Origin of the sequence: Runella sp. CRIBMP (assembly GCF_009905605.1) — a bacterium.
Lineage (GTDB): Bacteria > Bacteroidota > Bacteroidia > Cytophagales > Spirosomataceae > Runella.
Map to the genome: position 1 here is coordinate 771,975 of NZ_JAAAKZ010000002.1, position 20,538 is coordinate 792,512.

Genomic DNA, 20,538 nt, shown 5'->3' on the forward strand with positions numbered 1-20,538 from the left:
AGTCAGCAGTTGTGCAATATTGGTGGAATTGCGTAACTGCTAACTTTCTAAATCTTAACGTATGATTAACTATTGGGCTTTTTTACCCGTAATACGGAAAGTATACGTATAGGCTACTCCAGAGCTGTCTTTATCATTGGTCACCTCCTCGATTGTAATGGCATTTTTGCCAATCGTACCAATTTTAACGCCTGTATCTAGCATGTCAAATTCGCCAGAAGAACCTTCAATTTTCTTTAATTCGATACCTGTAAAGGCGGAATTGCTCTTTTCGGTCTGTCCGTTTGATAACTTTGCCGTTTGGGTAAACGTCACGGTTACGATGTTTGACGCCGTTTTGGCAACATCCAATACCGCGTTTACTTCATAACTAATGCCCGTACTCGTTTTCCCTTTTACGGGATAATTGGTTGTTTCGGCATATTCAGAAGTAGAAGTAGCATATTTGATAGCTTCGGTAAGTTTTTCCACGGTGTAGCTCCCAATCACTTGCTCGGCGGGTTCTGGTTCTGGCTCAGATTTTGAACATCCTGCCAACATGGCTGAAGTAATAAATAGTGCAGCGTAAAGATATTTTTTCATATCACTAAAGTTTGTAGAATGGTTTTCAGTATTAATACAACGAAACAAAGTATAAAATTAGTCAAATATTAGCAAATAAAAACACCCAAAAAAGGTTATTTTCCCCATTGATAGGCCCTGACTGGGCATTTAGAATATGGTTTGTGCTTTATTATTGCCAATAATCATATTGGGCATAACGCGCCGCTTCGTCGGCTACTTCTTTGCCCAGCAATTTACTGACTACGTAATAAGACATGTCTATGCCTGCTGATACACCCGCAGAAAGGATGACTTGGCCATTATCAACGTATCGAACTCCTTCTAGTACCTCAATCGTTGGAGAAATGGCCCTTAAGGCATCCAATGCTTTATAATGGGTCGTGGCTTGCAGTCCTTCCAAAAGCCCCGCTTTACCCAAAATCAAGGCCCCCGTACAGACCGAAAGAACCAGTTCAACGTGAGCAGCGTGCTTTTTTACCCACTCCAACACCACATCATTGTCCATTTCTCGACGACTTCCAAAAGCCACTCCTTCGGGAGTAAAACCGCCTCCACCCGGAATAAGAATCAGGTCAGGTTCGGGGCAGGTATCCAACAAATAATCGGGAATAACGGTCAGTCCGTTGCGGGCCACCACGGGGGATTTCTCAGCAACTGTGTAAACGTGGAAAGGTTTCTCCGTAAATGTCCGTAATCCAGTTACGCTAAAAACCTCGTAAGGGCCCGCAAAATCGAGCACTTCTACCTCATCGAATAAGAAAATGGCTACATTTCGGGTCATGGGAACGTATGAATTTTGTTAAAAAATGGTCAGAGAAACGCACTAACGCAAATTGCCAGCTTTGGCCGAAGCTCTTCGGCCAAATGTTATCAAAACTACACCCGTCAGAACCACCGCCGAAGCAACCAGCGAGCGAGTGCTTAATTTTTCGTTTACCACTAGCCACCCTAAAATCATCGCCACTACTGGGTTGACATACGCATAGGTGGCGGTCAAAGAAGGGGCTGCATGGTGCAACAACCAAACGTAAGCCGAATACCCCACAAAAGAACCCATCACAATCAGATAAAGTAAGGCCATGTAGGTTTGATGGGTCATGTTATCGAAGGCTTTAAAGCCATTTGGCTCCAAAAACAAGCTCATCACCAAGGAGAAAACTCCCCCGCCCAACATCTGAATCGCGGTGGTCTGCATTTGAGGAGGCATGTCTAAATACGGGGATTGTAACGACCCCCACGCCCAAGTAATTGACCCGATAAAAACCAAAAAAGCGGGGAATAAGGGGATTTCACGTTGGGTGAGGTTCTCTCCGGGATTTAATAAAATATACATACCAATCAGACCAACCCCCAAACCAACCGCCGTCAACCACGAAGGTTTTTGTTTCCCAAAGAAGTAATAATCCAAACCCACCATCCAGCCTGGCAGCGTGGCTACCAGCAACGCCACCAACCCCGTAGGCATAAATCCAATGGCGTAGGCAACGGCGCAGTTTCCGACACCGCTCAAAAGCATACCAATCCAAGCCGCTGAAAGCCATTGCTTTATACTCGGAATAGAATATCCACGAAGCAGCGTAAACAAAAAGAAGATAACACCACCCACCAGAAACCGAATGGCATTGGTCAACAACGGCGGTAGCACTTCAATAGCGTATCGAACCCCCAAGAAGGTAGAGCCCCATACAACATACACAATGACCAGATTGGCCCAAAGTTTTACGGAAGAAGATTGTTGCATTGTATCATGTTAGGCCGAGCGAGGTTATTTTTTCAATAACGTTTACCGTATGTTAAGCATTTTTCATCCCAATTACGGCCAACATCCGCCCGGTTTGGCCATTTTCCAAACGATAGGAGAAGTAATGGTCATTATGGGTAATGGTTGAATACGGTGATATTTCAATCCGCTCAGAAGGAATCCCAAAATTTTCTAACTGCGCGGCATTGGCGCGTTTTAAGTCCACCAAATACTTTCCCCTGCCCGTATCAAACCGTTTGAATTTATCAGGAAACTGCTCCGCTACTTCCTCTCCCACTTCAAAAGCATTTTCATCGATGCACGTACCCACGTAGGCGAAGCAATCACCTGGAGCAGTGCCGTATTCGGCGTGCATGGTTTCGAGGGTTTTATAGACCAGTTGAGACACCGTGCCCCGCCATCCAGCATGGACCGCCCCAACAACCCGACGATGAGCGTCATAAATCAACACGGGGGTACAATCGGCAACGGTGACCCCAAGCACAACCTCTGGCACCTCCGTGACGAGCGCATCAAAGCCTTCGGCTCGGCCCGGTTGGGTAACTATTTGAATGCTGTCTCCGTGTACTTGATGAGAGGAGGCAACTTTAGCTTCCGAAATATTCAACTTTTCAAAAAAAAGTCGTCGGTTTTCTAGCACATTCTCGGGCGCATCTTTGGTATTAATGCCTAGGTTAAGCGACGAAAAAGGAGGCGCGCTCACCCCACCGTGGCGCCTGCTTTCTGCTGCAATGAGGTTAGGAAAGCGTTGAAAAATGGTGGGCGAGTGAAATAATTGCATCATTTATAGTAATTTACACACCCCAGTTTCCGGGATATTCCCGCCATTTAGATAGTGTTTCTAATTGGCTTGACTCGATATAGTCTAATTTGAGGGCTTCGGTCAGTAAGCAATCATAGTTGCTCAACGACACCAATTCGACGCCTTTCTGCTTAAAATTTTCATCGGCAATGGAAAAGCCATAGGTAAAAATCGAAATCATTCCCAAAACCTCCACGCCGGCTTCCCGCAGTACATCTACTACTTTGAGGGAGCTTCCGCCCGTAGAAATAAGGTCTTCAAGTACTACTACTTTTTGACCCGCCAAGACCCGGCCTTCAATTTGGTTGCCCATACCGTGTTTTTTGGGTTCAGGACGCACATAAGCATAAGGCAAATGCAACACATCAGCCACCAAAGCGCCCTGCGCAATACCCGCAGTGGCTACTCCTGCAATAAGCTCAACGGCCGGAAAATGGCTTTTGATGGCTCCCGCCAAGGCGTTTTTGATGAAAGTCCGCACTTCAGGAAACGAAAGTGCCAGACGATTGTCACAATAAATGGGTGAATTCCAGCCTGAACTCCATTTGAAGGGCTGATCGGGGCGAAGTTGAATCGCTTCAATGTTTAATAAATACGCCGCAACTTGGCGGGCTACTTCCGGTCGATTCACGGCTACAGTGGTTTGCATGAACGGTGTAAAGATGTTTTTAATCCTGCAAAACTACGCATAAAAAAGAATGGTTGGGGATGCCAACCATTCTTTTAAAAGAGCAAGGAATAAAATTTCTCCGTTAATGACTCACCATTACGGCCATTTCGGCGTGATTGACCACATCTTCGGCAACACTGCCGTAAATAAAATGTTGGATTCCTGTACGCCCGTGGGTATACATTACGATAATGTCGGCTCCCACTTTTCTGGCATAATTTAAGATTCCTTTCTCAATGGTATTGGCTTCGACAATCTCAAATTGATAGGTACTGTACCCCAGTTCAAGGGCCCATTTCCCAACTTTTTCGCGCAATGCCACTTCATCAAAAATTTTGGTGCCGTTGTCTACATATACAAAATGAGGATTGATGTTTGATTTATCCAGCAATTTTGTAGAGGTTTTTACAAACTGCTCATTTTCAAAATCTACGGCAAATACCACATTATTAAACTCACTCACGGGTGATTTTACGACCAACACTGGACAGGTTGCTTTTCGTACCACATGCTCTGCATTAGACCCTTTCGTCCATTCTTTCCAACCGCTTGCCCCCGTCGAACCCATCACCACTAAATCAGCCTCTTGGTGCAAAACGGCCTCGGCCAGCGTTTCGTTTTCTCTTACTACTTTCAGTTTAAAACTAACACCCGCATAAGCAGGTCTATCAATCATATCTTTGAGCCGGTCTTTTGATTCTTGGGTCAGAAAACGGTAATAATCTTCCTTGCCGTCAAAAAAATCATTATCAATCATGGTATATTCTACCGTTGGAAAAATCAATCGTTTGAGCAACACAATGGTTGAGTTGTGCTTTTTAGCAATCTCAACGGCCACGTCTAGGGCATATTCAGAAACATCGCTTAAATCGGTAGGTACAAGAATCGTTTTCATTGGATGAATGGATTTGTTGGTTATCTTCCGCAATTTCCGTTCATTAGCTATTTTAAAATATGATTATTGGCAGTTATGTTTGATGATTAATGTCACTCTACAAACAATTATTCAATTCGCAAGTCGTTAGGAGAGATACATTTTGGGCTTTGATTTTTACTGCATAAGCCCCTTCGTATTTTTTCAATCAAAACATCTTATCAACTATCTTATGGCAAATATTCTTTGGGCAGATGATGAAATAGATTTATTAAAACCACATATTTTATTTCTTACCGGCAAAGGCTACACCATCACCCCCGTCAATAGTGGTTCTGATGCTCTCGATAAAGTAGAACACGAACGATTCGACGTGGTTTTTCTGGACGAAAATATGCCTGGACTTTCAGGTCTCGAAACCCTCGCGCAGATAAAACAATTACGCCCCAATCTTCCGGTGGTCATGATTACCAAGAGCGAAGAGGAACGTATAATGGAAGAAGCCATCGGCTCCCGCATTGCCGATTATCTCATCAAGCCACTTAATCCTAATCAAATCCTCCTTTCGGTCAAAAAAATTCTGGATAACAAGCGGTTGGTCAGCGAAAAAACCAACATCAGCTACATGCAGGAGTTTCGGCAATTGGCCATGCAATACCAAGACCGCATCGGCCATGCGGAGTGGGTCGAATTATATAAAAAATTGATTTACTGGGAATTAGAACTCGAAAACACGCAAGACAAAAGCATGGAGGAGATTCTGTCAACCCAGAAAGAAGAGGCCAACAACAATTTTTGCAAGTTTGTCCTCGATAATTATGAAGACTGGCTCAATGACCCCAACGCTGACAAGCCGATTTTGTCGCATCAGCTGATGAAACGCAAAGTATTTCCGTTGATGAAACAGACGGAGCCCTTGTTTTTTATTCTGATTGATAATCTACGTTATGACCAGTGGAAAGTAGTCGAGCCGCTGTTGAGCGAGTTTTTTACGGTCGAAGAAGAATCTTCGTATTATTCAATTCTGCCTACCACCACCGGTTTTGCGCGTAACTCTATTTTTGCGGGAATTATGCCCAGCGAAATTGAAAAGCAATATCCTAATTGGTGGGTAAACGACGAAAATACCCCCGACGGCGAAGAAGGGCTCAATAAGCACGAAGAAGATTTGTTGCGCAAACAGTTTGAGCGCAACCGGATGCAGGTGAAGTTTTCGTACAACAAAATCATCAATCAAAATCAGGGGAAGACCCTCATCGACAACCTTCCCAACCTCTGGAAAAATCACCTGAACGTGGTCGTCTTTAACTTCGTGGACATGCTCTCGCACGCACGCACCGACATGATGATGATCAAGGAGTTAGCCCCCGATGAGGCCGCGTATCGCTCCATCACCAAATCTTGGTTTCAGCACTCCCCTATCATGGATTTTTTGCAACGAATTGCGGAGAAAAAAGGGCGCATCATCATCACCACCGACCACGGCATGACGCGGGTGAAAAAACCCGTCAAAATCGTAGGCTACCGCGAAACCAATACCAACTTACGCTACAAACAGGGGAAAAATCTCGGCTTCGACGACAACAACCACATCTACGTGTGCCGCCGCCCCGAGCGCTTGTTTTTGCCCAAGCTCAATGTTTCGACGGCCTACGTTTTTACCCTCGGCGATTACTTTTTTGCGTATCCCAACAACTTCAACCAGTACGTCAATATGTACCGCGATACCTTCCAGCATGGCGGAGTTTCGATTGAAGAAATGATTATACCGTTTGTGTTCTTGAAACCTAAGTAAAATTAGAACAACTCCTATATTCGATTAAGGCAGTCCCAAAAATTGGAGGCTGCCTTTTTTATTAAGTAGTCGATAAAAAGTTCAGGTATTTTTAAAAATATTATCTTCTTAGTAATCAATATGTAATATCAAATCTTTCAACGACTCCTTTGGGTATGAATTGATTACCGATTATCGTGTTTATTTGAGTTATGGCTTGAATACCTGATAGAATCCCTACTGGCGCGAATCTTCTTAAATGCTGCTTCAAACGGGCAACGGGGTAAAGAATATCCTCAGGGAGCCCTGAAATTCCATTTCGAATTATCGCTGTTGAAATCAAATTCTGCCAGTGTCGGGGTGCTGTCTCCAGAAGAGACCAGCGCTAACTTCTTTCCTGAATTGGGAACTTCCTTGGGCATGATTCGGTAGGTACCATCCGTCAACTGATCGATGCGCCATAGCTGTTCGGGCGCGCCCGTAAATGCTGGTACGGTGATTACTTCGGCATCGGCCGTGGCCGCCAATGCCCGATCGGTGCCTGCCAATACAATTTTATAATAAGGGCCGCCCAGATACCCGGTTGTATCAGGGGCATCGGTAATCGTCCATTGTTGATGGGGACGGGACATGTAGTCGCCTATTCTTACGTTAATGTTACCTGTTGGCCAGTTTTTCATTACATCGGCTAATTGCTGCGCTGGAACGGGTTTTATCGGTTCATTATTGGGCTGGTTAAACCCTCGCGGGGCGTTTGGCATTCTTGTAAAATCAACGGCCAACTCTAATCCATAGCCTCTGCGTACGGATTCGATTTCATACGTGCCTTCTTTAAACTTTTCTCCCGCCACAGGCCATCCGTCTTTCCAAACCACCGGAAGTATACCCAATACGCTTCGCCCCCCCTGCGCCAGATCGGCTTCGTAATGGAGGGACATTTTTTCAACTCCCCGCTCCAAAATGATGTGCCCGAAATGCCCAGGGCCTATTAATCCGCCACGGGTAGCGACCACCATTTTTCCGCCGCCTTCCAACATGCTTCTTCCTACATTATCAAGGTAAGGGCCGGTTATTTTTTTGGATCGACCCACCACCACATTGTAGGTGGAGTTGGCCCCGTCGCAACAACTGCCGTGCGTAGCCAGCAGGTAGTACCAACCGTCGCGGTAGACTAACGTACTGGCTTCACATACGATGGCTACATCAACGGGTTTATTTCCTGCCTTGAGTTTTCCCGTTTTGGGGTCTAATTCTATCAGACGAGTGAATCCAAAATAAGTACCGTAGGTTAGCCAAAGGCGTCCGGTTGTGGGATCCAGCATCACGCCGGGGTCAATGGCGTCGTTTTCTTCATAGCCATCCGACGTAGCTACGACAATCGGTTCAGAATACTTAAAATCAGGCGACTTGGGATCTAATGTCTTGTTCCACATGGTCAGAATCGCTCCTTTGTGGTTGGGTGAACCGCCAGTTGCGCCATAGATGACAAGGTAACGATCCCCGATTTTGATGACATCCGGAGCAGCACCGCCACCGGGTCTCACCCCGCCACCGTGCCATGTCCAACCATCGTTGGAAATCAATCCGCCACCGCCCGTGCCGAATGTATAATACTTGCCGTCGCATTCGGTGACGGTTGAGGGGTCATGGATAAAAGGTTTTCCGACCTGTGCTGATACGGTTTGGGTTATCAATAAAGCGAATAAGGTTGTCAGGCCGGGTACGTTGATTCTTTTCATGTACTAACTTGTTGTAATTAGCTTAAACAGAATACTTTCTATTATTCGTAACTTATACTGAGGTTTTTTACGGGTGCTCCTTTTTCATCTAAAAAACGAACACAGAAATTAGCCATCCCCGGTCCGTTTATTACCGCCCCTCTGACGATGTTCTTTCCCTTTTTTAACGTTAACCGTGCAGAAGTACCATTATCGGCAATCATATCCCTGTCACCGGAAAGCAGTAAGGCTTCCTGACCATTCAGCCACCACATGCTTCCGGAATTACACCCCGCAGCCATCCTGACGTTTTTGATTTCTTCGGGACAATTGATGACCGTAACAAGCCAGACAAGTATGCCGTATTTGGGCTTGTTAAGGGCGTAGGTAAAATGGTATAAATTAAAGTTGAACGCCTTGCTGTCCAGCGCATACCATTTCAGTTCTTGGTTTCCCACTTTTACCGTTTCGCCATTTTTGGGAACGGTGATGTAATCAGTGGAAAAATTATCTGTCGAAAAGGCGGTTCGGAGGTAATTGTCGGTGAAGATGTTATTTCTGACAATATCTTTCTTCACCGGTTCCAGCACCAGCCAACGTTGAATAAAGCCCTTGGCATCTGGTGCTTTTGCGGCGGTAGAAGCAGACGTGAAATGTTTCGACAAGGTATGGGTCGTATCGCCTTTGATCGGTATGGGCGGGAGCGGTATTCTTTGTCCCGGGCCCGGACCCTGTGCCAAAGCACCTATTTGTACTCCTGATAAAAAGACAAAAATGATAACCGAACACAAGGGCTTGAGTTTGCTGTTCATTGAAGAGTTCTTTCGTAAGGGTTATTACTTCTACAGTAAGTATAATTTACGAAAACCTACTCAACAACGGGGCTAAAATGGATCTTGGCTCATCGGCCCATGAATTGGTGACTGCCAAACGCAAACTCATCTAATCTCTCAATGATTCCTTTGGGTATGAATTGATTGCGGATATTGTGTTTATTTAAGTTATGGCCTGTTGATGAGCCTTTTTACTTCATAAAACATTCGTTCGGCCACGCGCAACTCTTCGGTGACGATTTCGGCAGAGGCATTTAATCCATTTTTGAAATGAAGCGTTTTGTGCGAAGAGGTCTGTAACCCCTTTGGCAAAGAGATGATGGCCCTGAAGGTACTGTCGGAGGAGGGGATGCTGGCAATGTGTTGAACTTTTCCTTCCACGATTCCGAATTGCTCATACGGATAGCTTTGAAACTTTACCAATACCCGCTGTCCGGGCTTGACTTTCCCTGTATTGGTTTGAGGGATATGCGCCTCCCCAAAATAGTTTTTCTGCGAAGCGCCAATGTGAAACAGAATCTCGTCATTTTTAACGGTCTGGTCTTCCTGCCAAAGTGCCGCAAAAGTCACGAGCCCATCTTTGGGGGCGGTGAGCAAAAAACGGGCTTTCCATGCTCCAATTGCCGCCCGTAATGTGCTGAGTGCTTGGGCAAATTGTGCTTTTTGGTCGTTGGCCTGTTTGCTGAGTTCAGCCAATTCCTTTTGTTTTTGGGTTTGTGCGGTTCGATTGCCAGTGAGGCTCATTTCTAGTTGCTTCAGGGGCAATTGTTTAGCCAAGTAATTTCGTTCTTCACGGTTGTATTCTACGGGGGCAATTACCTTCCCCGCAAAAAGTGTCTGGTGCATTTTAAACTCTTTTTCGGCCAAAGCAAGTTCCTTTTTTTGAATGTCAAGCTGCTCCGTCAATTGCTCACGGTTTTGTTGTAAATCAGTCAATTCGGCGTGTAAGAAATTGGTTTTTTGGAGGAGGTAGCCATTGGCAAAAAGCGTAGCGGTCTCGGAAAACTGTTGCATAAATGTTTGATAGTCGGCCTGTAACTCCCCCAGTTGACGAAAATCTCCGGGGTGGAAAGAGGCAAGGGCTTCAAAACGTTGTGCTTGTACCCATTGGGCCAAGGTTTCCAGTTGTTTCTCCAGCGTCAATACTTCGCGGTGCGAAGCGGTGCTTTCCAAATAGGCCAACAATTGCCCCCGCTGCACACGCTGATTATCTTTAATCCACACTTTGACCAAGCGACCGTTGGTTTTTGCTACCACGGGTTTGGGTACGTCATCGGACGTGAGCCGAAACGGGGCGATGACTAGCTCGGGGTAGTCAATGAACCAACTTAAACCCATGATTCCCACCAAAATCACGAGAAAAAGAGTATTGCCCCAGCGAACAGCCCACGGGGGAGCGTGGCCAAGCACTTCTTGAATTTCTTCACTGCGAAGTTCTTCAAACAGAGCAGCACCTTCGGGGCGGTCGGTGAATAAGTGATTTTCTTCCTTTGTCATTTCGTTGAAATGGATTACAGCTCTAACTGATTTTTTACCAACTGATAGTAATCGCCCTGCTGTGATGTCAGGGTCGAATGCGTCCCAATCTCCGTAATTCTGCCTTTGTCAAGTACCACAATCTGGTCGGCATTTTTTACGGTGCTCAATCGGTGAGCTACCACGATGACTGTTCTGTTTTTGAAAAATTCATTCAGGTTTTCTACAATCACGGCTTCGTTGTGGGCATCCAAAGCATTGGTAGCTTCGTCGAAGAAAATGTATTGTGGGTCTTTATAAACGGCTCGGGCAATGAGCAAACGCTGCTTTTGCCCCTGACTGACCCCCATACCTTCGGCGCCGATTTTGGTATGAAAACCCAGAGGTAATGATTCGATAAAGTCGAGAATATTGGCGACTTGTGCGGCCTGATAGAGTTTTTGACGGTCAATGATTTCTGCGCCCACGGCGATGTTTCGGGCAATGGTGTCTGAAAATAAAAAACCATCCTGCATCACCACACCGCATTGTTTGCGCCAGTATTTGTGACTGATGTTGTTTAACCCCACGCCGCCGATGAGGATTTTGCCTTGGGTAGGGTCGTAGAAGCGCAGCAATAATTTCAACAGGGTGGTTTTGCCGCTGCCGCTCATGCCCACAATGGCGGTGGTTTTACCCTGCGGAATAGTCAGGTGGATGTCGTTCAGCACGGGTTCGTTGCCCGCTCCTCGGTACGTAAATGACAGTGATTGCATGAAAAGCGTTTGGGAGGTGGGCAGTTCCACTAAGCCCTGCCCCGTCTCTTCGTCTTCCAGTTCGTAGATTTCATTCAATCGTTCCAAACTGATTTTGGCATCCTGCCCCGACTGCACCAGACCGATGAGCTGTTGGAGTGGCGCGTTGACTTGCCCGATGATGTACTGCACCGCCAGCATCCCGCCCAGGGTAAGCTGACCGTTGATGACCGCCTGGGCCGACAGAAAAGTGATAAAAATGCTTTTGCCTTCGTTGATAAACAACGCTCCCGCCTGCTGCCACTGCGACACGCTCAAGCCTTTCATGCCGAGTTTGAACGATTGGGTTTGCAACTGTTCCCATTGCCAGCGCATAGGAGTCTCCGCACCCGCCAAACGGATTTCGTGCATTCCCTGAATGAGTTGCACCAAGGTGCTGTTACTCTTGGCAGAGATGCTAAAACGCTGATAATCCAATTTTCGACGAAATTTCAAAAACAGCACCACCCAACCTGCATACAATAACGCTGACAACATCAAAACCCCAAAAATAGTAAGATTATAAAAGGCCAATACCGCCCCGAACACCAGCAAATTGAACAACGAAAAGAGCGTGTTGAGGGTCTGACCCGTGAGAAACTGCTCAATGCGGTGATGATCACCAATCCTTTGCATTATATCGCCAAACTGCTTGGTATCGAAGAAAGACAGCGGTAAGCGCGTGAGTTTGATGAGAAAATCGGAGAGCAGCGAGAGGTTGAGCCGCGTACTGAGGTGCATCAATAGCCACGAACGGATAAACTCTACCGAGGTTCGCCCCACGGTCAGAGCCAACTGCGCCAATAAGACCAATAAAATAAACGAAGGGTTGCGGGTTTGAATACCCACATCCACCACCGATTGCGTCAAAAAAGGGAAAATAAGCTGCAACAAACTCGCCACCAATAGCCCCACGCCCAACTGCTCTACCAAACGTCGGTGCTGATAGAGATAAGTGCCCAAACGACTGGTCCCTAACCCTTTTTCTTCGCTGGTGCGCCCCTCCAATTCATGCTCTTTTCCCAAGGCAGGCGTTGGTTCCAATAATAACGCCACGCCCATTTTTTGGCCGTTAACAATCGTCGTAGCCCATTGTTTTTCAAACTCCTCACGGGTGTAGGTAATTAGGCCACGGGCGGGATCGGCGACTTGAACCTTAATTTCAGACAATTGCTGCTTTATTCGTCTATTTAAAAAGGAAAAAGGCTTTACAACAACCCCATAAACCACCACGAAATGATTCTGACTCCAATGAACAATACACGGGAAGGCGTTTTCCTGATTGAGTTTTTCAAACGGAATTTTAACCGCAACTGTACGAAACCCGATACTCTCGGCGGCTTCTGAAATCCCTAACAGATTGACCCCATCTTTGCCGATTTGGGTACGTTCCCGCAATGCCTGCGCCGAGTAGTTCCGCCCATAGTACTTGGCCACCATGCGTAAACAGGTAGGGCCACAGTCCATGGCATCGTGCTGCTTGTAAAAGGGAAAAGGTTTCATAAGCCTTTTATAATTTGGTTACCATACGCAGGCAGACGTTTCCGCGCACCAGGCAGGCGGTAGAGGGGGAGAGATTTCATGGAATTATATGCAAGTTTCCCCCTGAACACGGGTGAGAATGTATCAGGAAGTTGTTCATGCTACCCGACAATAAACGAGAATTTTAAATGAAGTTGTTTGGCTCTAAATTCTTCAATTAATAAAATTTTCAGTTCAATATTTTCTCTATTTCTTTTAGCTGTTGTTCTCCGCATCCGCGAGAGAGAATTTTGCCCGATTTATCCAATAGTATAAATGTAGGAAAACACTCTACCTTTAGCTTCTCTACTAATTTCTCTGGGTTCTTTTCGCCATTGTTTTCAAATTTATGAACCCAGTTCATATCTTTTTCTTCAATAAACTTCTTGACCTTCTCTATATCCTTATCATGCGCTATACTGACCAGTTCTATTCGATCTTTATATTTTTGATAAAACTCTTTGAGATTCGGGAGACCTGCAATGCAAGGACCGCACCATGTTCCCCAAAAATCAAGTACAGTATATTTGTCAATATCTGGCACTTTTACATTTTCTTTGAAAACATCATAAAAATCTAAAGGTTTTATAAAATCTCCAGGGTAAATTCCTTCATGGTTATTGTTTACAGAATAAATTGACAAATTCAATGAGTCCCCAAACATCGAGATGGAGTTTACTTTTAAATAAATATTTTCATCTAAATTAAACTCTCTTCCGATAGTAATTTCAGGGTCTATTTTACGATAAATTGTTTTAAAATTATTGTTGTCAGCTAATAACAATATAGCATTTTCGTAACTTGCAGCAAAGCCCCAGTTGTGAGGTATTTGAAGTTCATATTGGCTATTTTTATACGTAAAACTTCCTATTTTATGCTCACAGATAACATACGACAAATACAATAACGTATCTATAGGGTCAGAATGAGAAAATGAAGGATTTATTGGCAAAATCTTAACATTTATTTGCTTTTCGTGTATTTTTTTATTCAAAAAATATTCAAATTGAAGAGTTGAAGTCCTACACGAGTCTAAGGAAAATTTGTTATTCAAAATATCTACATTATATAACAATAGAGGATCATCAGAAAAATCATAATTGTTGTTGTTATCACAAATTATAACTTTCTGTTTATTTTCATTAATTAAGCCAGACAGAATATATGTATGACATTTAATAATATAAGGACTTATCTCTAACTTTTTAATATTATATTTTTCAACAAGATTTTTATACTCTATTGAATCGATTTTATTTTCAAGATAACTTTGGTAAATACCCTGCTTTAAATTGTGAGTAATACGATACACCTTAAATGTTTTTAAAGTATCAGAAATACCTTTCAAAAACGAATAGTTTGTAATCTCTTTACAACCACGAAACACCTTCTGATTACCAATATCTTTAATTGTTTTCATCTGTATCATCCTACTATCATTCGTTTGGCAGAAGGAATGAACCTGAAAAAACAGTAAAATAATACAAATTATGTAACCTTTCATAGTACTAAAAAATTAGAGTTGAATACCAAATTTGCAAGTAAATTATTTTTAATCTACTTGCAAATTTGGTGATGATTAATTCTTAAAGTGGAGATTGAGGACAGACACTCCATGAGTCGGATCCACATCTACAACCGCCGTCTCTAAGAGGGATCCCTCCTCTATCATCATGGTCTTGTGCATAGCATCTTACCCCTTCTGCACATGGGCCACATTTTACAACATTTTTTCCATCTTTACATTTTGCTTCGCAACTACCTGCAACTATTCCGCCACTGTCATACCCACCTCTAATTTCTTTCATTTGACTTCTACTAAGCTGTAGATTTGCCAATTGGAGCATTATTTTTTTCATGAGCGATTTTTTATCGTTAGTATATTAGCTAATAGGAGGACAACAGTTGCGTTCTAACTCATTGTTATTAGAGTCATAAGACACACAACAACTATTTTCTGCGCTACATTTAGAACCTTTTTTGCACTCAATACCCTTATTATCACCACCACCACAATCGTCTGAACAGGAGGCCGCCATACCGCCATAACCTCCTCTAATACTCTTCATTTGACTTCTAGACAATACATGCTCAGAAAACCGGATTAATACCTGTTTCATCTTTTTAACTTTTTTAGTTAGAAATTTATTTGATTTTACTTGGCCAAGTCGTAGGTTGGAAAACTGTTTAGAAAATAGTGTAACCGATTTTGGTAAGTGGGGTTGTATAGTACCATTTTTATTTTGATGGATCGGGTTGTTTCGGTGGTGAAATTTCTTTTTAATTATTTGCCATGAAAGACGATTAGTGTCCTATTTTTAAAATAACCTTTTTATATCTTATTATAACAAAGTTATCATTTTTATGCAGCTAGTCTATCGCTTTTTGTATTACTCTTAGTAAGTCCTGTCCATCATTATATCTTGGTCTTGGAGGGTTCACATCAAAAAACAAACCGTTTTTATCAATAATAAAATAACTTGGCAGTCCCATAATTCCGTAATCTTTAGAGACAGAGCTTTTAAATCCACCTTTTAATCTAATATGAGTCCCCATGATGTCCCACTTATTAATTGCTTTTATCCAATCTTCTTCTTTTTCATCTAATGAAATACTTAAAAAAACAACATTGTTGTCCATATTCAAATCTTCTTTTATTTTTTTGATATACTTTACATCAGTAATACATGAACTACACCAACTTGCCCAAAAGTCCAGCACAACTACTTTGCCATGATATTTTACCAGCTTCGAAATGGAGTCACCTCCTAAGTCAAATGCTTTTTGTCCGTGACGGATACTTGTTGACTTAATTTGTCTTCCATTTAAGAAAGGAATAAAAGAACTAGCAGGATATGTATTTGCATAGTTTTCATAGAGTTTGTTATTCTTTTCATTTGACCCTTCAGTTCGAAACTTGTCAAAGAGTTGATAGGCAAATTGATACTCTGCTACCTTAGGCGTATAAATACTGCGTTGAAAATCTATAAGATTTGACATAGATTTATTCCCGAATAACGTTTTTACATCTTTGTAGAGTAGGGTTGAAAGTGCATCCAAGTATGCCACATAAAAAAGTGACTTTGCCGTTGTGTCATTTTGATCAGGCATCATGTACAAAAAAGCCTTAAGATTATTTGGCAGTGACCAAAGAGAATAGCTATTTTTATTTTCTGAAATAAGAGGTAAAAATCGAGATTCATTGACATCTCCTTTTATATCGGCATATCTTACTTTGAAGAATAAATGGCTAAGATGTTTTGAGTATGATTGTAACAATTTCAACTTGCCATTTTCGATAGAATCAATGAAATGATATTGGTCTTCTATGGGTTGTTTTATTCTTTTCATGTACTCACTGGTCCAACTGTCCCATTTTCTCAAATCTTCTGTATAGTAGTTATATTTCATAGAGTTTACACCTTTAAAGCGTAAAGTTTCAATGAAATTTTCAGCATTAAAAGACAAAGTAACACTATCTTTTGGTTCTATTATCCAATTGCGAAATACAATCCCTGAAGTATTGCCATGTTGAAAATGTATATATGCTATATCATCTAAATTCAACTTTAAATTAAATTTATTGGACTTATCTATACGAATATCAATCAGTTCCCGCTCTCCAACAAGTCCGTTTCGTAGAATAATAAAAGATACAGTAGAATCTACGGGGTTTTTTATTTCACCATTTATAAATGTATTCTGTGAAAATATTTTTATAAATGGAATAGAAAATAACCAAATTAATAAATGTGTTTTTGAAAAAACAATATCTTTAAGCATAGTGAAAATATTAGATTTTAGAGGTAAAATTAGATGTAATATTACCCCTAAAATAATGAAAATTAGCTACAAACGTGTTGATCACTATTAGGGGCTGTTGCTGAGCATAAGCATCTGGTAGGGCACCCTAATTCACATTTTTGTTTGGTTGTATAATATGTACCGGGGCAGGTTCCCCCACCATACTCCTCCCCTCCTTTTACCGCTTTCATTTGACTTCTGGTCAATACATTCTCAGAAAATCGCATCAATACCTTTTTCATGTTTTTAATTTTTTTTAGTTGGAAATCTATTTGATTTTACTTGGCCAAGTCGTAGGTTGTAGCACTGTTTAGAAAACAGTGTAGACGATTTCGGTATGTTGGGTTGTATAATACCGTTTCTATCTTTATTTTGATGGATTGGGTTGTTTCGGTGGTGAGATTTCCTTTTAATCCTAAACCATGATAGACTACCCTTTCGGTATTACCAAAATGGTCTGCTTTATGGTTTAAAGGGCATAATAACATGGGCACTCCTGCCTGCAAACATTCACAAATACTGTTGAGACCGCCGTGGCTCACCATCAAATCGCAATGCTGCAATAAATCTAACTGCGGCACATTTTCTAAACAGTAAACGTTATCGGCATCCGTATTTTTGATAAGATTTGTGGATACAATCAAGCGTATATTCGGCATGTCCTGTATCACAGCTATCAGTTTATCTAATGCCTGTAAGCCAATCAGGTTGTTGTTCAAACCAGTCGTTCCAAAATTGGCATACACTACCTTAATAGCTGGGTTTTGGAGTTTCGATAGGCGTAATTGAGCCATCAATTGGAAGTAATCTTTACTCAAAAGATGAGTTTCGTTTCGGTCAAAAGTTATAGCTTCGTAGTACTCTCCTGCTTTGGGCTTTTTCCACGGGTATTCCAATGCGCTGGGATAGGTAATGAGTTTGGGTAAGGCTTTCACGGCAGGATAAAAGCAGTGGTTATCATCAAACCATTCAGAATATTTTTTTCCTGTTTTTTGAGCCAATCTTTCTAACAACCAATGGTCGTCTTTTCCTAAAAAAGCTATTTTTTCGAGCCATTGCTTCCATTTTCTTTTTAAAAAATGTACCTGCCACCCTGCCCAGGCACGAACAATAGCCCATCCATTACGGCTGGCAAGCCAGCCTTCCGTCAAAGGCGGGATGCCTACTTCGGGATAAGACGAAAGCTTGGTATTGAGTATTATTTTATTGCATTGAGTCTGCCATAAATAGAGCGCATAATGTCCTAAGTGGCTATCTATCAGCAGTATTTCAGGTTGTAATACTTCGGCCAATACTTGTATTTCGCTTACTTCTTCCCAAAAAGTTCGGTATCGTTGTATGGTAAAAGGCCTGTTCAGCAAAGTCTGGATCAACAAGGCGATCAGTGCCCTAAAAGACAACCGTTTGTAGGCACTTGCATAACGCAAAGGCTTAAATACAAATCCCTCGTGCTCAATCAGCGTTTGGTGTGAACTGAGACCCGTAAATACTACCTTATACCCTTGCGCTTTTAGTTGGCGCGCTTTGCCAAAGCCCACAAAATAGTGGCTCGGATACGGCAATAGGATGAAAAGGGCGGTTTTCATGGCTAGGCTATTTTTTGCTCCAAATGGGTAAGCATATTTGTACTTTGTACCAATCCATAGACTTGTGGCACTTCATATCCATCCACAAAAAACGTAGGTGTAGCTTGTATATCAGCTTTTTGGGTCCATGCGCAGTGAGCGGCTATTACGTTTTCGGGTATGTTGCTTGTATCAGCAGGATAAGCCCTAGCCCAGGTATCATAGTCTTTTTTTGCTTGAGCATACCAAGCGGTAATCCCGTCCTCTAACTTTTCGTGAGTAGATCCTAATGCCATCATGTGTTTGGCTACTTTTGTCTTTCTGCCATCGGAGTCATGGCATACAGTAAACACTATCTGTGCTTTTATTTGGGGGTTTTCGGCCAATACCTCTTCCAATTGTAGATGTGCATTGGCGCACGGCCCGCAGTAAGGATTGGTCACCATCGTAATGGTATGCTCCGCAGCGGGGTTTCCCAAAATAATTGGCTCTAAATCGGCTGGTACGGGCGGCATTTGTTTTTGTTTTGCTAAGAGGGCGTTGAAAATAGCCGGGTTGTTCTTAAACCGCCGCAATTCACCCCGCCAACGCTCCGCTTCCTGCGATTTGTGAAGCAGGGGTTTGATGATCAGCCAGAAGAGGATGGGGAGTACAAACGCAACAGCCAAGCCCCCTATTCCTGCGAGGGTCCGACCCCAAAGGGGGAACATATTTATTTCCCCTTTGAGAGTTAAGAGGCTACTTAGATACTCTACCCAAATCACCACCTGCACCGCTACACACAGGGGGCACCACTGCTTAGCTACGCGCCACTGATACCATATAGACCAGAAAGTATAAGGCAAAGCCAAGAAGGAAAGAATGACGAATTCAGACGGGGCGCCCGTGCGATGACGAATGTCGAATTGGGCGTCATCCGCTGTCATCAAGACTATCCACCCACCCATAAAGTAAAAGAATCCGACTTCGCTCCAGCCCAACCAAGGTGTGATTTTGGCGGCGGGAGAGGTAAGGATGTGGTTGCAGTCGGTGTGGTTGTTGAGGTGGCAGAGGGAGTCGGTAAAATCATTGGGTTTGCCATACTGCACCGAAAGCAACAGGGCCGTGAGTAGTACCCCTATGGCTTTGAGTCCCAACAGCAACCCGCTCGATAGATTGGGGCTTTGGAATATGCCCGCAATGGTCAGCAGCGCAAAACCCGCGATAATCAGCGGCCAACGGAGGCTTTCGAGTTGTTCTTTTTTGCGTTTGGCGGCGTAGTCTTTCTCACCCGATGCTTCGGTAGGTTCGGCAATGAATACCACCCCCGACCATTTTTTGAGAAAATCTTCACGGGTTTCGGTGATGCGTTTTCCTTTTTCGTTACGGTAGATGAAAGTTTCGTCGGTAGCCCTTTCTACAAGGACAAATGTGCCCCCGTGGGTACGCAAGTGCGCTATATACGGTACTTGCAACAACGCCAACTGCTCGGCGTCAATGCGGAGGGCGGCGTTTTCGATGTGATAACGGTCGAGGGTATCGCCCAAACTCAACAGGCTCGGATAATCGGGATGTTGTTCGAGGGTATCGCTAAGGGTGGTGAGCGTAAGGTGTGGGTGGAGGTTGCGCAAATACGCCCAGGCAACGCCCAGTAGGTTTTCGCGTTCGGTAAAGGAATTGAAGTTAAACGTTGTCATAACGATAGTAACGCCTTTGAGCTATCTGTAATACATTAAAGTAGCACAAACCTAGCCAATCTTCCTTTAGGGTCTTATCAGTATTCTTTATAAAATTATCAGAAATCCTGATAAAACAATTCAAAAAAATCATGTAATAGTGTTACAACTACCGTTTGATAACTATTTGAAAAATAATATAATTTTTTAGTTGTAAACAGTGTTATTTGTATTCTGCACACACTACCCTACAAGCAATTAGATAAAGAAAGCCCACTCCTGAAAGTGAGGACTGATTTGAATAGCCATCAAAATAATCTAATAGAAAGAGTAGAGTATGAGTATTGGAGAAAAACTACGCAAACGCCGTAATGAATTGGGGTTGACGCAGGAATGGGTTGCTTTAGAATTAAGTAGTCAAGGAAAAAACATCAGCCAGCCCACCTACAATAATTGGGAAAACGGCAAGTCTTGCCCTTCCATTGAACAGGTGCAGGCATTGACCAAAATCTTGCGTATCAAACTTCCCTATTTGGTGTCAGATACAGATACAGATACAGAAAAGTGGCGTGCTATGGCGGAAGAATACGCCGAAAAATGCCGAATGTTGGAAAAAATGAACGTTGTGCTGTTGAAGGAGAACGAAAAGCTGCGTGATGCGTAGAAAAGGCTCAGGGCAAAAAAACAGCAAGCCCATTCCGTTGAAAGTCAAAAGTAAATGGGTACCTCAATTAGAATCTGTTTATA

Annotated in this window: 17 protein-coding genes; 2 read left to right on the forward strand and 15 right to left on the reverse strand. The window is 43.1% G+C overall.

Features of this window, described 5'->3' with window-relative positions; all coding sequences use genetic code 11:
- Positions 1 to 69 precede the first annotated feature (69 nt).
- The 6 genes from GVN20_RS08310 to GVN20_RS08335 all read right to left on the reverse strand — a co-directional run bounded on the left by GVN20_RS08310 (position 70) and on the right by GVN20_RS08335 (position 4,693).
- Positions 70 to 582 carry a hypothetical protein gene (locus GVN20_RS08310; RefSeq protein ID WP_166557860.1) on the reverse strand — a complete coding sequence of 171 codons (513 nt, stop codon included), beginning with the start codon at positions 580 to 582 and terminating at the stop codon, positions 70 to 72.
- A gap of 151 nt (positions 583 to 733) precedes the next feature.
- The gene (locus GVN20_RS08315) at positions 734 to 1,345 is read right to left on the reverse strand and encodes a DJ-1/PfpI family protein (protein WP_166557861.1); all 612 of its coding nucleotides are present in this window, start codon (positions 1,343 to 1,345) and stop codon (positions 734 to 736) included.
- A gap of 42 nt (positions 1,346 to 1,387) precedes the next feature.
- Positions 1,388 to 2,305: an EamA family transporter gene (locus tag GVN20_RS08320; RefSeq protein ID WP_166557862.1), complete on the reverse strand. Its 918-nt coding sequence runs from the start codon at positions 2,303 to 2,305 to the stop codon at positions 1,388 to 1,390.
- A 52-nt stretch (positions 2,306 to 2,357) separates the two neighbouring features.
- Positions 2,358 to 3,110, reverse strand: coding sequence for a peptidoglycan editing factor PgeF (pgeF, locus tag GVN20_RS08325; protein ID WP_310586814.1), 753 nt, complete (start codon positions 3,108 to 3,110; stop codon positions 2,358 to 2,360).
- A 10-nt stretch (positions 3,111 to 3,120) separates the two neighbouring features.
- A complete protein-coding gene (gene pyrE, locus GVN20_RS08330; protein WP_166557863.1) occupies positions 3,121 to 3,777 on the reverse strand; it encodes an orotate phosphoribosyltransferase in 657 nt (218 codons plus the stop codon).
- A gap of 103 nt (positions 3,778 to 3,880) precedes the next feature.
- Entirely contained in the window at positions 3,881 to 4,693 is an 813-nt protein-coding gene (locus GVN20_RS08335; protein WP_166557864.1) for a universal stress protein, read from the reverse strand.
- 211 nt (positions 4,694 to 4,904) lie between these two features.
- Between GVN20_RS08335 and GVN20_RS08340 the strand changes: the two genes are divergently transcribed.
- Entirely contained in the window at positions 4,905 to 6,467 is a 1,563-nt protein-coding gene (locus tag GVN20_RS08340) for a bifunctional response regulator/alkaline phosphatase family protein (protein ID WP_166557865.1), read from the forward strand.
- A gap of 275 nt (positions 6,468 to 6,742) precedes the next feature.
- On the opposite strand, the gene GVN20_RS08345 is transcribed toward GVN20_RS08340, so the two are convergent.
- The 9 genes from GVN20_RS08345 to GVN20_RS08385 form a co-directional block, all read right to left on the reverse strand.
- Entirely contained in the window at positions 6,743 to 8,185 is a 1,443-nt protein-coding gene (locus GVN20_RS08345) for a family 43 glycosylhydrolase (protein ID WP_166557866.1), read from the reverse strand.
- 41 nt (positions 8,186 to 8,226) lie between these two features.
- On the reverse strand, positions 8,227 to 8,976 hold the full coding sequence (locus GVN20_RS08350) for an acetylxylan esterase (RefSeq protein ID WP_166557867.1): 750 nt from the start codon (positions 8,974 to 8,976) through the stop codon (positions 8,227 to 8,229).
- Between the two features lie 189 nt (positions 8,977 to 9,165).
- On the reverse strand, positions 9,166 to 10,494 hold the full coding sequence (locus GVN20_RS08355; RefSeq protein WP_166557868.1) for an HlyD family secretion protein: 1,329 nt from the start codon (positions 10,492 to 10,494) through the stop codon (positions 9,166 to 9,168).
- Positions 10,495 to 10,508: 14 nt separating this feature from the next.
- Positions 10,509 to 12,749, reverse strand: a complete 2,241-nt coding sequence (locus tag GVN20_RS08360; RefSeq protein ID WP_166557869.1) for a peptidase domain-containing ABC transporter — start codon at positions 12,747 to 12,749, stop codon at positions 10,509 to 10,511.
- 208 nt (positions 12,750 to 12,957) lie between these two features.
- Entirely contained in the window at positions 12,958 to 14,187 is a 1,230-nt protein-coding gene (locus GVN20_RS08365; RefSeq protein WP_166557870.1) for a TlpA disulfide reductase family protein, read from the reverse strand.
- Between the two features lie 463 nt (positions 14,188 to 14,650).
- Positions 14,651 to 15,055, reverse strand: a complete 405-nt coding sequence (locus GVN20_RS29995) for a TIGR04149 family rSAM-modified RiPP (protein ID WP_310586816.1) — start codon at positions 15,053 to 15,055, stop codon at positions 14,651 to 14,653.
- An 82-nt stretch (positions 15,056 to 15,137) separates the two neighbouring features.
- Positions 15,138 to 16,550, reverse strand: a complete 1,413-nt coding sequence (locus GVN20_RS08375; protein WP_166557871.1) for a TlpA disulfide reductase family protein — start codon at positions 16,548 to 16,550, stop codon at positions 15,138 to 15,140.
- Positions 16,551 to 16,849: 299 nt separating this feature from the next.
- Positions 16,850 to 18,157 (reverse strand): glycosyltransferase, encoded by a 1,308-nt coding sequence (locus tag GVN20_RS08380; protein WP_166557872.1) that lies wholly within the window; start codon positions 18,155 to 18,157, stop codon positions 16,850 to 16,852.
- A gap of 2 nt (positions 18,158 to 18,159) precedes the next feature.
- Positions 18,160 to 19,812 carry a vitamin K epoxide reductase family protein gene (locus GVN20_RS08385; protein WP_166557873.1) on the reverse strand — a complete coding sequence of 551 codons (1,653 nt, stop codon included), beginning with the start codon at positions 19,810 to 19,812 and terminating at the stop codon, positions 18,160 to 18,162.
- Positions 19,813 to 20,128: 316 nt separating this feature from the next.
- Between GVN20_RS08385 and GVN20_RS08390 the strand changes: the two genes are divergently transcribed.
- Positions 20,129 to 20,455 carry a helix-turn-helix domain-containing protein gene (locus tag GVN20_RS08390; protein WP_166557874.1) on the forward strand — a complete coding sequence of 109 codons (327 nt, stop codon included), beginning with the start codon at positions 20,129 to 20,131 and terminating at the stop codon, positions 20,453 to 20,455.
- The last annotated feature ends 83 nt before the right edge of the window (positions 20,456 to 20,538 follow it).

Coding starts and splice junctions, on each gene's coding strand:
- GVN20_RS08345 (WP_166557866.1), bottom strand. CDS start 8,185: ATGAAAAGAATCAACGTACCCGGCCTGACAACCTTATTCGCTTTATTG.
- GVN20_RS08390 (WP_166557874.1), top strand. CDS start 20,129: ATGAGTATTGGAGAAAAACTACGCAAACGCCGTAATGAATTGGGGTTG.
- GVN20_RS08340 (WP_166557865.1), top strand. CDS start 4,905: ATGGCAAATATTCTTTGGGCAGATGATGAAATAGATTTATTAAAACCA.
- GVN20_RS08315 (WP_166557861.1), bottom strand. CDS start 1,345: ATGACCCGAAATGTAGCCATTTTCTTATTCGATGAGGTAGAAGTGCTC.
- GVN20_RS08320 (WP_166557862.1), bottom strand. CDS start 2,305: ATGCAACAATCTTCTTCCGTAAAACTTTGGGCCAATCTGGTCATTGTG.
- GVN20_RS08310 (WP_166557860.1), bottom strand. CDS start 582: ATGAAAAAATATCTTTACGCTGCACTATTTATTACTTCAGCCATGTTG.
- pyrE (WP_166557863.1), bottom strand. CDS start 3,777: ATGCAAACCACTGTAGCCGTGAATCGACCGGAAGTAGCCCGCCAAGTT.
- GVN20_RS08350 (WP_166557867.1), bottom strand. CDS start 8,976: ATGAACAGCAAACTCAAGCCCTTGTGTTCGGTTATCATTTTTGTCTTT.
- GVN20_RS08360 (WP_166557869.1), bottom strand. CDS start 12,749: ATGAAACCTTTTCCCTTTTACAAGCAGCACGATGCCATGGACTGTGGC.
- GVN20_RS08380 (WP_166557872.1), bottom strand. CDS start 18,157: ATGAAAACCGCCCTTTTCATCCTATTGCCGTATCCGAGCCACTATTTT.
- GVN20_RS08335 (WP_166557864.1), bottom strand. CDS start 4,693: ATGAAAACGATTCTTGTACCTACCGATTTAAGCGATGTTTCTGAATAT.
- GVN20_RS08355 (WP_166557868.1), bottom strand. CDS start 10,494: ATGACAAAGGAAGAAAATCACTTATTCACCGACCGCCCCGAAGGTGCT.
- GVN20_RS08375 (WP_166557871.1), bottom strand. CDS start 16,550: ATGCTTAAAGATATTGTTTTTTCAAAAACACATTTATTAATTTGGTTA.
- GVN20_RS08385 (WP_166557873.1), bottom strand. CDS start 19,812: ATGACAACGTTTAACTTCAATTCCTTTACCGAACGCGAAAACCTACTG.
- GVN20_RS08365 (WP_166557870.1), bottom strand. CDS start 14,187: ATGAAAACAATTAAAGATATTGGTAATCAGAAGGTGTTTCGTGGTTGT.
- pgeF (WP_310586814.1), bottom strand. CDS start 3,110: ATGATGCAATTATTTCACTCGCCCACCATTTTTCAACGCTTTCCTAAC.